This is a genomic window from Membranihabitans marinus, from assembly GCF_019802045.1.
GTDB classification, from domain to species: domain Bacteria; phylum Bacteroidota; class Bacteroidia; order Chitinophagales; family Saprospiraceae; genus Membranihabitans; species Membranihabitans marinus_A.
The window spans coordinates 1-12,617 of the sequence record NZ_JAHVHU010000018.1 but is presented as its reverse complement, the minus strand read 5'-3'; the positions used below and the strand labels follow the sequence as shown (position 1 = coordinate 12,617).

General features: G+C 45.8%; 10 protein-coding genes. All 10 read right to left on the bottom strand.

Going from position 1 to position 12,617, the window contains the following annotated elements:
• Nucleotides 1-112: 112 nt before the first annotated feature.
• Nucleotides 113-1,297 (bottom strand): ABC transporter permease, encoded by a 1,185-nt coding sequence (locus KUV50_RS16685; protein WP_222581330.1) that lies wholly within the window; start codon nucleotides 1,295-1,297, stop codon nucleotides 113-115.
• 7 nt (nucleotides 1,298-1,304) lie between these two features.
• Nucleotides 1,305-2,267, bottom strand: a complete 963-nt coding sequence (locus KUV50_RS16680) for an HlyD family secretion protein (protein WP_222581329.1) — start codon at nucleotides 2,265-2,267, stop codon at nucleotides 1,305-1,307.
• A gap of 13 nt (nucleotides 2,268-2,280) precedes the next feature.
• Nucleotides 2,281-3,663, bottom strand: coding sequence for a TolC family protein (locus KUV50_RS16675; RefSeq protein WP_222581328.1), 1,383 nt, complete (start codon nucleotides 3,661-3,663; stop codon nucleotides 2,281-2,283).
• An 89-nt stretch (nucleotides 3,664-3,752) separates the two neighbouring features.
• On the bottom strand, nucleotides 3,753-4,319 hold the full coding sequence (locus KUV50_RS16670) for a Crp/Fnr family transcriptional regulator (RefSeq protein WP_222581327.1): 567 nt from the start codon (nucleotides 4,317-4,319) through the stop codon (nucleotides 3,753-3,755).
• Between the two features lie 54 nt (nucleotides 4,320-4,373).
• Entirely contained in the window at nucleotides 4,374-7,811 is a 3,438-nt protein-coding gene (locus KUV50_RS16665) for a DEAD/DEAH box helicase family protein (protein ID WP_222581326.1), read from the bottom strand.
• A gap of 61 nt (nucleotides 7,812-7,872) precedes the next feature.
• Nucleotides 7,873-8,190: a helix-turn-helix domain-containing protein gene (locus tag KUV50_RS16660; protein ID WP_222581325.1), complete on the bottom strand. Its 318-nt coding sequence runs from the start codon at nucleotides 8,188-8,190 to the stop codon at nucleotides 7,873-7,875.
• Between the two features lie 20 nt (nucleotides 8,191-8,210).
• Complete coding sequence (locus KUV50_RS16655; protein WP_222581324.1) at nucleotides 8,211-8,708, bottom strand: hypothetical protein; 498 nt, start codon at nucleotides 8,706-8,708, stop codon at nucleotides 8,211-8,213.
• A gap of 51 nt (nucleotides 8,709-8,759) precedes the next feature.
• Nucleotides 8,760-9,848, bottom strand: a complete 1,089-nt coding sequence (locus KUV50_RS16650; RefSeq protein ID WP_222581323.1) for a restriction endonuclease subunit S — start codon at nucleotides 9,846-9,848, stop codon at nucleotides 8,760-8,762.
• Nucleotides 9,849-9,928: 80 nt separating this feature from the next.
• A complete protein-coding gene (locus KUV50_RS16645; RefSeq protein ID WP_222581322.1) occupies nucleotides 9,929-10,321 on the bottom strand; it encodes a GxxExxY protein in 393 nt (130 codons plus the stop codon).
• Nucleotides 10,322-10,484: 163 nt separating this feature from the next.
• Entirely contained in the window at nucleotides 10,485-12,053 is a 1,569-nt protein-coding gene (locus tag KUV50_RS16640; RefSeq protein ID WP_222581321.1) for a class I SAM-dependent DNA methyltransferase, read from the bottom strand.
• Between the last annotated feature and the right edge of the window lie 564 nt (nucleotides 12,054-12,617).

Sequence of the window (12,617 nt, the reverse complement as noted above, 5' to 3'; positions counted from 1 at the left end):
ACGAATCGCAGGCTATAGTTGGCGATCCGTGAGTGCTGAACGGAGTGGAGCAATCTGGGAGCGCCATCGACAAGGAGCCATAATTAACCATAATAATTGATGAAGCGGAGTACTAGTTTTGAGGTTGAGATAAAATCTTATTCTGTTTTTTCCGGGCAGAAAAAATCTTGAATTGAAGCAAAGCCAACATGGCCAGCAAGGTCACTACAATGATCATTGATAGCATGTGTATTTCTGGTTGGATGGAAGCCATATCGCCCCCATAAAATCCCACTTTACGGAACCCGCTTAAGTATTGGGTCAACGGAATGTATTGGGCGACGTTGGTGATGGTGTCGGGTATAGCCAGGCTTGGCCAGGTGAAGCCACTCAGGACAAATGCCGGTGTAGAAATCACCATGAGTAATTCGGTGGCTTTTAATTGACTCGGAATAGCGATCGAGAACAACATACCGATAAACATGGAAGCCAGGGTTAGAAGGGCGGTCAACACCAGCATCGGACCGTTGTAGATAAAGGCATCTATTTTAAAGTAAGGAATAAAAAGACTGACGAGGTACCACATGACCGGAAGCATTAATAGGAAAGGGACAGACTTTAGGAATAGATGGTAGGTTGCCCATTTGTGTTCTTGTGCCAGTTTCCCAAAATAACCGTCTTCAAAATCCCGTGCAAAAACCAAGGCCATGGCTAGAAATATAATCTGTTGCATGATGGTAGCCAGGAGCCCCGGCAACATAAAGGTGACATAGTTTCCGGCAGAATTGTAGAGCTTGTTGTAATTCACCTTGAAGCTTTCAAAGGAATTCAACGCCTGATTGGGATGCAACCCTTGTTTTTGAAGTCCTTCTATTTCCATCCCGGCGTTCAAGGTCATCAATACGGACTGAATATTTGTACTGGCCGTATTGGCATTTAAGATATTGACCATATTCAGATCGACCCGGACTTCGGGGTAGCGCTTTTGAAGAATATCCGCTTCGAAATTGGAGGGAAAAGTAATTACCGCTGCGTATTGTTCTCGGGGCATTTCCGCCAGCAAATTTCCAGACGTGGCACGCACATCTTTCACGAGCAAAACTTCATTATCTTCAAATCCTTCGATGATTTTATCCGTCAGCGGGCTGTTGTCCTGATCTACGATGACTATGGGGAGATCCACGACCTTGGCCTGCTGGTAGACATAACCGAATAATAGGCCATATAAAAGGGGTGCACCAAAAAAGATCGCGAGCAACACCCCGTTTGAAAATATTCGCTTAAACTCTATGCCGAGTTGTTTCATAAACTTTTTCATGGTCTTATTATTCTTTGATGAGTATGGTTGCATTCATATACCACTTCTGGTCGGGCTGCACAGCGGGTGGAATGACCTTCAGTTCGTAGATTGATTCTGAAAGTTGGTACAAAGGCGAGGTGCTGGTGATGTCGGCATACCTGGGCAGTTGCTTGATGGTGGCGATGTGTCCCTCAATTTCCTGATTTGTGTAGGGGTTGACCAGCGTTAATGGGTTACCGGCTTCAAAGTCATAGACCTTGGATTCCGGAACTGTAAATCGAAAATACACGCTGTTTTTTTCATACCCATTGAAGAGGGCATAACCCGGTGTAAGTAATTCTCCTTCTTGCAGACTGATCGTTTCTATAGACATATCCCGGGGAGCGATGATGTATTTTTCATGGGAAGCCGATAATACTTCATCCCGGGCGCCGATGGCCCGATCCAGTTGGCCTTTGGCTTGATCGATCTGTTCCAGACGCGCTCCCTTCATCACTTCATTTTGCTTGGCTACCAGAGCATCAACCTGTGCTTGGGCCATATTCCTTTTCATTTTGATTTCATCAAATTGCTGGTGGCTGATCAATGAGTCCTGAAACATAGCTTGCATCCGGTGGAAGCTTTCTTGGGCAAAGTCCAATTGGGCCCGGGCCGATTGGATTTGACTGCTGATTTGATTCAACTGTTCTTTGGTGGCACCGTTGTTGGCCAGATTCAATTGGCCTCTGGCCGCCCGAATGGCTCCATCAGCCTGTCTCATTTTGGCACTGACTTCCGGCAGGTCAATATAGGCCAACGTGTCGCCCTGGTGTACTTGCTGGCCTTCTTCGACATAGATCGTCTGTATCCGACCACCCAGTTTACTACTTACAGAAATGGTTTCAAATTTCACCTTCCCCCGGTAAGGGGTGATGGGTTCTTCGGTGACGCAGGAGGTTATCGTTGCTGCAGCGATTAGCCCGATCAGGATATTTTTTATTGCTTTCATTTTTGATTTGTTTTTAGTTATAAAAAGAAGTCAAGTTGCCTTTGGCATGGAGTAATTCTGTCATGGCTCTCCGTTGATGGAAATACGTTTCCTGGAGTTTGAAGTTGGCTTTCTCCAGGTCGGTCAAGGCATCGAGTACCTCATTGATGGAAGCCAGGTTGTTTTTATGTTGTTTGTCAACCATATCATAGGTGGCCTGCGCCAGGTCGATTTCTTTTTGGGCGATCTGGGTATTTTGCAGTGCTGATTCATAGTTCAGTTGTGCCTGGACGACACTCAATTCGATCATCTCTTCAGCCTGATTAATTTTTGCCCTGTATTTTCGACTTTCAATGTTGGATTTCTGACTTTTTAGCCGAGCTCTGTTCCCATCAAATAAATTCCATTTTACGCCTACGCCCACATACCACTTTGGTTCCAGTAAGGAGAGGTTCTCTTCCAGGAATTCATAATGTCCTTGTAAAGCCACCTTGGGGATAAAGCTGCTTTTTTCCATTTTAGCTTTATACTGGGTTGCTCTTTCAGCTTCTTCCAGTGCCTTTATTTCATGACGCTTCTCCAGATCTGATTGTACGACAGGGGATGGTGCGTACAATCGGGGCTCTATTTGAGCTAAATTTGTCCTGGATTCGCCGGTAAGCTGCTGGAGGACTTCGATGAGCAGGGTCGTATTTTGCCGGAATTCCAGTTCTTTCGAGGCCAGTTGTTGCTGGGCTAATTCAATCTTTTGACGGGAAAGGGGGGTGGCTAATCCATTCTTAATGGCCTTATTGACATAATGAGCTTGTTCATTCAAGAATTTTTCGGAGGTGGTGATGACCTGTCTGGAAGCATGGACCAACGCCAGTTTGTCGTAGGTTTCGATGATCTGCAAAGCCAGTTTGTCTTCCTCCGCCTTGCCAAGATAATTCAAAGAGGCCTCCTGGTGTTTGCTGGCTTTCAGAGCATTAGTGGCTTGCATCCCGCTAAATAAAACCCAGTCTACATCGACCGATGATTTTAAAATGTTCTTATCCTGGAGATTAGCTATCTCAGTTAAGGGAATATTTTCCGGGAACGGCGCATGAAACGGAATACCAGCGGCTTCTTTGATGAGCAGTTTTTGGGTGGCTACCAATAGATTTTGCGTGTTTTGATCGAAGGTAATGTCGTCGTTCAACCGCGTGTAACTCCCATTCACGGTGACATGGGGTAGGAAAGTGGATTTGGCCAGCTTTTGGTCCACCTGAGCCTGTTCGGCTTCCATTTTGTAAATTTGAACGCTGTGGCTTTTGTGGAGACCTTTGCTGATGAGTTCTTTAAGCTCCGGATCCAGTTGTTGGGCTCGGGACGCTGCTGAACTGAACCCGACCAGTGCCATAATCAGGATACTTATTTTTAATCGATTGACATGCATTGCGTACTAATTTTTGATTACAATGCAAATATCAGATCGATCAAAGGACTTTCATTTGACCTAGATCAAATAATGAAGGAAAGGGTTAATTATCCCTCATTTTTTCTGATTCGACTCAACGTTTCCTGGGTCATGCCCAGGTAGGAAGCGATGTGACCCAAAGGAACGCGATAGGAAATGTCCGGGTATTCGGAGATCATATAATCGTACCGTTCTCTGGCCGTCTGGAACTGGAGGGCATTGAGTTTGTTGACCACTTTGGTCAGCATATCTATGGTTATCAATCGAACCAGTCTTTCCATTTTGTGGTACTGGGCTAAGAGCAGATCAATGTTGTCCAGCGAAATGCTATACAGCACGGCATCTTCCAATACCTCCAGGTAATAATGACTTTGACTTTGGTTAAAGAAGCTGTCCACACTGGACATAAATGCCCCTTCACCAAAAAACCATTGTGTGACTTCTTTGCCGTCTTCTTTGATGTAATAGCTTCTTCCGATGCCTTTCTCGACGAAGTACAGTTTTCGGCATATCTGGCCTTCCCGGACCAACAGCTCATTTTTGGGAATACTTTCTTTTGTGAAATGAGCCAGGATACCATTCAGTTCATCGTGTGTGAATGGAACATATTCTTTGAGTAGGTCTGCTAAATCCATGTGATATTTATTGGTCTGGGCGTGTATCTGGTATGACTTTTTGGGTTTGTTTCATTACGCGGTCTCTGCTCCTGTGTTGACTTGATCAATGGTTTTACTCAGTGCTCGTATGACGGCATCCTGGCCTTCAAAGACACCCAGTATACCTTTTTCATGCAATTGATCGAACGGTGGTGAAACCAGAAGTTTTTTATCCAGGTATCCGTTTTTCTGAACATAATCGATGATTTTTTGGACAAACGTAATTTGATTCGGCGTGAGGTTTTCATTTTGGATAAAGCTGGAAAACAGTTCATTCACCACGTTTTGATCAAGCCCCACGATCCGACGGATAAATCGACCCAGCGTGGTATCCTCAAATTCCTGCTCGAATCGTTCTTTGCTGATGAATTCCTGGCTGTACAAAAAATCTTCAAGCTGTTGCCATTCCTGCGCTGTAATAGCCTTGTTCTTATAGAGTTTATCGATCACCAGATGGTGTTTATTCTTGCGGATAAACTGTTCCACTCTTTCGCGGTAGGGCACCGTTTTTTTGTACTCCGGCAGAATATCCTCCCGCACCTGCTTCAGTTCCAGTTCATCTTCAAAATCAGACTCTATGTAGGGCGTCCGCTCAGCTTCCAGAAAGACCATCAAGTCACGCAGGGCCTCCCGGACCTGTTCCAGCGCATTGAGGTCTGCGTTCTGCCAGAAAGTATCCGTCTGCACCCGTTGGATGATGGGGAGTTTATCCCCAATGGCGGGAATATTGGCCTTTTTTTCCAGCTGTACGGCAATGTTGGTCAATTGGTCTATTTTTCGAGTCTGCAATGGATCATTGGTATAGAAATACAGCATAAGGGAGTACATCAAGAAATCAAACCGCAAGGCCTTTTCCTCCTCATCCACGATGGTCGTTAACTTGGCGAGTTGATTGACCAGGATTCCGCGATCGTGGATATTGAGATCCTGCCATTCTTCCGCTTGCTTAAATCTACGGACGTGCTCCCATTCCTGGCGCACATTGATGTTCTCTTCGTTGAGCCGGGAGATGGCCCCGTGCAGTTCCTGAATGAGATGCTCACTGAAGTTCCGGTCTTTTGGCTGCACCTCCTTGTAATTGCGGATGGCCAGAGCCAGCTGCAATTTGGTTTGGAAGATCTTCTCCGTGAGTGACTTTCCTTCAGAAGAAATGTAACCCTCCGGATTCTCATCAAAAAATTTAAAATTCTCCAACAGGTCAAAAATGAGGAAAAATTCCTTGTCCTTGCCCGGTCCAAATAAATCAGGGCGCAACCGGGTCCCCCGACCGATCATCTGCCAAAATTTAGATTGTGAATAGACCTTCTTGAAGAAGACCAGGTTAACCACCCTGGGTGCATCCACGCCTGTATCCATCATATCCACGGAAACGGCAATCTGTGGATCCAGCTCTTGCTGATCATTGACAAACCGATCCAGCAAGCTTTGGGCCTTGTCATTGTAATTGTCAATGACCTCCAGGAAGGTACTGCTGTATTCGGGAAAGCAGGCATTGAACCGGTCTTCGATGAACACGGCATGTTTGTGGTTTTTGGCAAATATGATGGTCTTGCCGAGTTTATCGCCACCTTTGACCTTGATGCCGTGCTCCATGAGGTATTTGAGGACCTGATCAATGGTGTTTTTATTGAATAACCAGGAATTGACCGCGGAACCGCTGATGTTATCGACAAAGTCGGTTTCGCCCGGATCCCCAAAGTGTTCTTCGTATTCTCTTTTCTCGCGTTCCGAAAGATCCTTGTATCTCACGCCTTCCAGGGGCAGTTTGACCGGAATTTCGATTGCTTTCGCCGGCACCAGATAACCCTGGTCCACCGCATCGTGCAGCTCGTAGGCAAAGGTCGGGACGCCGTCCTCCAGATCAAACAGTTCATAGGTGTTCCGGTCCACCTGATTTTTGGGGGTCGCGGTCAGGCCGATGAGCAGGCTGTCAAAATGCTGAAAAATGGCTCTGTACTTTTGATACACACTGCGGTGGGCTTCATCGATGATGATGAGGTCAAAATGACCCACCCCGTAATACCGGCCGTCCTCATTTTTGGTACCATCGATTTTATTTAAAATGGTCGGGTAGGTCGAGAAGACCAGTCGCGCATCCGGATCTTCCTCGCGGGTCAGATCGATTCCGGCCAGGTGGGGGAGGTGGTCTTTAAATGCATTTTTGGCTTGTTTCACCAACGCATTTCGATCGGCCAGGAACAAGACCCTTTTGACCCAATTGTTTTTCGTAAGCATATCGACGATCGAGATGGACGTCCGGGTTTTTCCGCTGCCCGTCGCCATCACCAGCAGGGCCTTTCGATGTCGCCCTTTCAGCTGCCCGTCCTGCGTGGTCACAAACCGTGCTGCTACTCGCTTGATCGCCTCGAGCTGATAGGGGCGGTTTGAAATATCCGGATTCACATCAAATGCCCGCAGGTCTTTCCGCGTTTTTCTCCGGTCGATCATCAGCTGCAGTTCTTCGGGTTTGTGAAAACCGGACACGTTCCGATGTGGGTAAAACTGATCATCCCACAGGAAGGTCTCCCAGCCATTGCTGTAATAAACGATGGGTCGGCGACCAAATTCTTTTTCCAGACAATCAGCGTACAGGCTGGCCTGGTGCTTGCCTTTTCTGGGGCTGTGTATAGTGCTTTTGGCTTCGACCAGGGCCAGGGGAAGACCGTCACGCCCCCACAGGACGTAATCGACGTAGCCCGTTCCTGTCCGATTGGTGCTTTCGGGCATTCCGGTGACGGGATATTCCACATCCCGGCCGGGTTGGCGGTCAGTCCAGCCCGCCTCTGTCAGCAATAAATCGATCAACTGGAGTCGGGTCTCGTGTTCACTGGTCAGCGGTGGATTGACTTCTTCGCTGATGAGTTCCCGTTCGCGGGCTTCTTTACGTTCGGTCAGCCGGCGGGTCTTTTCTTCGAAGGCGGCCCGTTGGGCTTCGCTGTGTTTCAGTTCTTCCTGGAAGGCCCGGAGTTGTTCGCGTTCTTTGGCGAGTTGTTCTTCTTTTTCGGCGATGATCCGGGCCTGCTCGCGGATGGTCTTTTGTTCTTTGGTTTCCCGTCGGAGTTGGGTTTCATCCCACCGGGGCACTTTGTCCAGACTGTCGCCGTAGTAGATGCTGAGGTGGCGTGCAAATCGGAAGATGTTCTTGACCGACTGGAACGATTGGTTTTTGCTGATCTTCCGGGTGGAGTGGGCGGCCGCATTGCCGATTTTCCGGACGACATTCAGTTCCTGGAACATGGATCGGTCCAGGAGGGCTTTCATTTCATCGGTAAAGAGCAGGGCACCGAGGTTGGTGTCGTAGGGAAGAACCAGGCTCTGGTCCGATTCATAGAGGATATGCATCCCTTTTTCCAGGGCAGACCGGCAGAGGATGGCACAAATCTTGGGTTCGGACCAGGCGTATTGTTCCGCCTTGCGGCATTCGCGGTATAAATCGGGAAAATCGGGTTGTAGGAAGGTAAAGTTGCTCAATGTGATTTGTTTTTGGGATGGCCAGACTTTCTTTTCAATCTACTGCAGAATTATAAACTTTTCAGGACTCTACCGCTGTTTTCAGTACTGTGTTCATAGAATTTTTGTGCTGTGGTACCACAATTAGTTTTTCTCCTAATACAGCCTCCATCTTCGCAATGGACTTGAGCGTTAAGTTATGCCCGCCATTGAGCCATTTACTTATCTCGGAAGGTCGTTTACCAAGCTTTTCTGCAAAATCCTTTTGAGTCCACTCCTTTCTATCTAGTAGTTCATTAATGCGAATGACTAAATCGTAGTAGTTTGTTGTAAAGATTCGATCTTCAGCTGTGATTTCTTTTCTTAGTTCTTCTAAGAATGCATTCTTTTTGTATCCCATTTTTGGTTTATTTTGATCGTTTAATAATAGATCTCAACCGTATTTTCTCCTATTAGTATATGATTGTTGATTTCAATGTCTTTTTGTATAATTGCTTTATCGATTGCTTTTGCAAATTGGTTTGCCTCTCTAAACTGTGCAGAAAGAGATGACTCTTGTGCGGTCTGAGCATCTTTGATGCCGCCATTAAAGAAGATGATCAATGCATCTGATATCCGTAAGCAAAACAATCGAAGCGGAAACTCTTTAAAATCTATTTCTAAAAATTGTTTTTGCCTTCTTTCATTTTTTGGCAAGGCGAGTGCTTGTCCTTCAAATCGAAATAAGTGTTCATTCGCTCCTCTCTCATTGCCGATATATTCAAGCAATTTTATGAAATCTAGAAGCTCAGCTCTATGCGATTCAGCATGCTTTTCAAAAAACAGATCTGTTTCTGATTTCGATTGTCCATCCTTCACGACGGTATAGAAACTGCACTTTTCATGTTCTTCAAATAACTGGATGGTAAAGATATTCACTTTTAAGTGATTTTACGATTAAATACATCCTTTTTCACTAATTATTCACTTTTAAGTGATTTGATCTTCCTTCACCAGCTCGCCTTTGAAGGCGCGCTGCAACAGACTCTGAAATAATTCTTCGCTGTACCGGGCTGCCTCTTCGGCCTGCTGCTTTTGTTGCTCGATCGCCCGGACCCGGTCGGCGAACTCGTTTTGTATTCGTGAACTTGTTAAAGGAATTTCTATTGACGATAAATCCGATTTACTGATATTAATAAATGTACTACCATTGCTTTCTGCTTGAAATATCTTGTACCTCATTTTCAAAATATTGAAAATGTATTTCAAAGAAATATCTGAATTCTTTCTGATTGAAGCGATTCCTCGGCCAATGCAATATTCCTTATTCGCCCAATTCATTTTACCTGCTGTAGCACCTCTTACGCAAAAAAGAATATCTCCTTTCTTGGATACCTTTTTAGGTGCTGTAGTCCATTGAGTTTCGGTTGGATATTTTGGTCCAAATTCAGTTGGTCCATTTAATAGAGGTGTTCCAATCCCATTTTCATTGTATGTCGTACCTTTTGGTGATTGTCCCATTATTACTTGAGCTATTTCCCCCAACTCTTCCACCTCCCACCCCTTCGGATTCGTCACCGGATCGCCGAACATGTCCAGGAACAGGGACTGGCTGAGCTGGTCGTAGTGGTCGATGAGTTGCTTATCTTTTTGACGGAGTTCATCGGCCTGGTCCAGGATGGCTGCGATCCGTTTTTGGACGGGGAGCGGGGGGAGGGGGATTTTTATTTTTAATAAATCTCCTTTTGTTAGGCTTGGTAAAGTAGTTGACCGATCATGTTTAAGGAAATTATAGTCAAGACAAAAATAAAATAAGTATTTTTTATTTAAAAAATCAGTGTTTGCTTGAATTCCAAAAGCCGTATCAACATTCCAGAGCTTTTCATCTACGAAAATAGGACTATTTATTGTTCCTTTGCGACCAATAATAGTTGTACCACTTTCACATAGAAATTCATTAGCCATCCCCATTTTTCCACCGCTTCCGAAAATTGGATATTTCCCGTTTGCATCAATTACTTTTTTCTGACTTTTACCGTTTTTAATTGTCAGGACTTTACTCCATTCTACCATCTTCATATTGTCTTTGTTTTTATCGGGTTGGTTGTGGGGGTTTTTGGTTTTTATGGGTGTTTGTCTGAATCAGGATTTTCTTGATTTTAGGATTTTCTTGATTGAACATTGTATTTGGGATTATAGATTTTTTTAAACTGCAAACTAGTCGCCCCAAAATTGATAAGAAGACCTATTGGTTTGTCATAGGCCACTACATAATTCTTGGCTTGAGCCAAATGGACATTTTCCAGATTTATCAGGGCCTTTAATTCAACGATTACTTTGTCTTCGATAACGAAATCAGCTCTTCGGGTGCCGACTTTTAATCCGTCATAATATATGTCATGATCTAACTCCCGAGCATATGAAATATTAGCTCTATCCAGTTCAATAGCTAAACACCTTTGATAGATTACTTCTTGAAAACCATTTCCGAGTGTTCGATGAACTTTCATCGCACATCCATTAATTTTGTATGTTTGATCATCCAATTTCATATTTCAATATTAATAAGAATCCAGCAAATCCTTCAATCCTGACCATCCTGATTCAGACAATGTGCGCCAGGATTTTGTCCTTGCCACCGTCCGCTGGTTTTCAGGTGAAAGGCACCCGCTGGCTCCCACCAGGCTTAGGTTCCTTCCACCCACGTTCAAGAAACTACCCCAGCATCCCTTCCAACTCCCTCAAAGCCGCATTCCGTTCTTCATCCAGTTGCTTTATTTTGTCGATCAGCACCGCTGGTGGATCGTATTCGATCTCTTCATACACAATTTCTTTGTACCGGTTGATGCTGAGATCGTAGTCGTTCTCCACGATTTCACTTTTGGGTACGAGGAAACTTTTGGCGGTGCGGTCGGTGAAGGCATCGCCGTCGCTCAGTTCGGATTGTAAATCGTGGCGGATCGCCTGCCAGTCCCGTATAATTAATGGAATATCGCATTTGTCTTCGACGGTTTTCGCCGCTTCCTCCGGTGCGGAAAAGCATTGCTCCAGTTCATCGTGCTCGATCAACGGGTTCCGCTTGTCATCCAGACTGTAGCCATCGGCCTTCATATCGTAAAACCAGACATTGCCGGTGCCGCCCTTTCCGGTCTTGGTAAACAGCAGAATGGCCGTACTTACCCCGGCATAAGGCTTGAATACCCCGCTGGGCATGGAGATAACTCCCTGCAACTGATGATCTTCCACCAGCGTTTTTCGCAGACTTTTGTGCGCCCGGCTGCTCCCGAATACCACCCCGTCGGGTACAATGACCGCCCCGCGGCCGCCCTTTTTCAGAATGCGGAGAATCAAACTCATAAACAGGAGTTCGGTTTTTTTCGTTTTGGTGGTCTGCAGCAGGCTCGATTCTACATCTTCATAATCGAGGCTGCCGGTGAACGGTGGATTGGCCAGGACCAGGCTAAATTCATCTTTGACATCCCCGTTGCTGTTGCTCAGGCTGTCTTTGGAGCTCAGCTGGGGTGAAATACCGTGCAGTTGCAAGTTCATCGCACCGATCCGCAGCATGGTCGAATCGACCTCCGTACCATAAAACATATGATCCCGGTGGTGTTCGCGAAAGTCTTTTTCTTCGAACCAGCTGCTGTGGTTCTCATTGATGTATTCGTTCGCTGCGACCAGGAACCCCGAGGTGCCACATGCCGGATCACAGATGACATCATCCTGGTGAACGTCCGTGAGGTGAACCATCATGCGAATGATGTGTCGTGGGGTCCGGAATTGCCCGTTCTGTCCGGCATCGGCGATTTTGGACAACATGTATTCATAGAGATCGCCCATGGTGTCCCGCTTATCGAGCGGAAGTTTATCGATCTGATCGACCAGTTTGGAAAGCGTCCTCGGCGTCGGAATGATAAAGTTGACGTCCTTCATATACTGCGCGTAGACGCCGCCTTTGTCACCGATGTTTTTCATATACTCAAAAGCGGACAGGTTGTCCAGATCTGCCTGCGGTTTTGATACGATGTCAAAGAGCTTTTCCGGATCCAGATCCTTAAACCGGGACCATCGCAGCGCTTCGTATTTTTCGGGGTAGAGCGGATCATCCATCGGGATGCCCAGTAAGTTGGTTTCTTTTTCTTTCTGCAGCTGCTGATCATCCAATCGTTTGAGATAGATCAGGTAGGTAAACTGTTCGATAACGGTGAGCGGATTAGAGATGCCGTTGTTCCAAAATGTATTCCAGATGTTGTCGACCTGGTTGCGTAATTCTCCTGTGAGCATAAGTTGGGTTTGGTGTTTGGCCACTAAGTTAACCACCTGCCTGGTCTTTTAGAATTTTTAGCTGGCAAAAATTAAAGGAATCTGGTAGTTATAAAAGTTTGGTCCGATTGAACCCCATGCGGGGTTCTGGTTGGTGAGTAGTTTTTATCCAGCGGTTGCACCTTATTTATTGGGGGTTATTCATATTGAACCCCATGCGGGGTTCTGGTTGGGGGGGTATTTATTGCACAGAGGTATCAGTTTTACATGTAATCCAGGCGCTTCCAGATCATTTCACGCCTGTCTGCCGGCAATTAGGGACAAAAATTATAGCCAGGCAGGCTCACGAATCGCCTGATAGAGCCTGCGATTCGTGAGCCCATAGGGATCTGGAAGCGCAGAGCTTTAACGATAGAAATTTTGGCACCACAGCACTTTATTGGTAGCTTCACAGCGTGTGTGGAAACCTGACAGATACTATGATCTAATCCAAGTATTTATATTGTTATTTCTCAAAATATTTTCTTAATTTAAAGATACCGAAAGAAGGCCTCAGCCGATTCAATACGCTGAAGTCTATCTAGT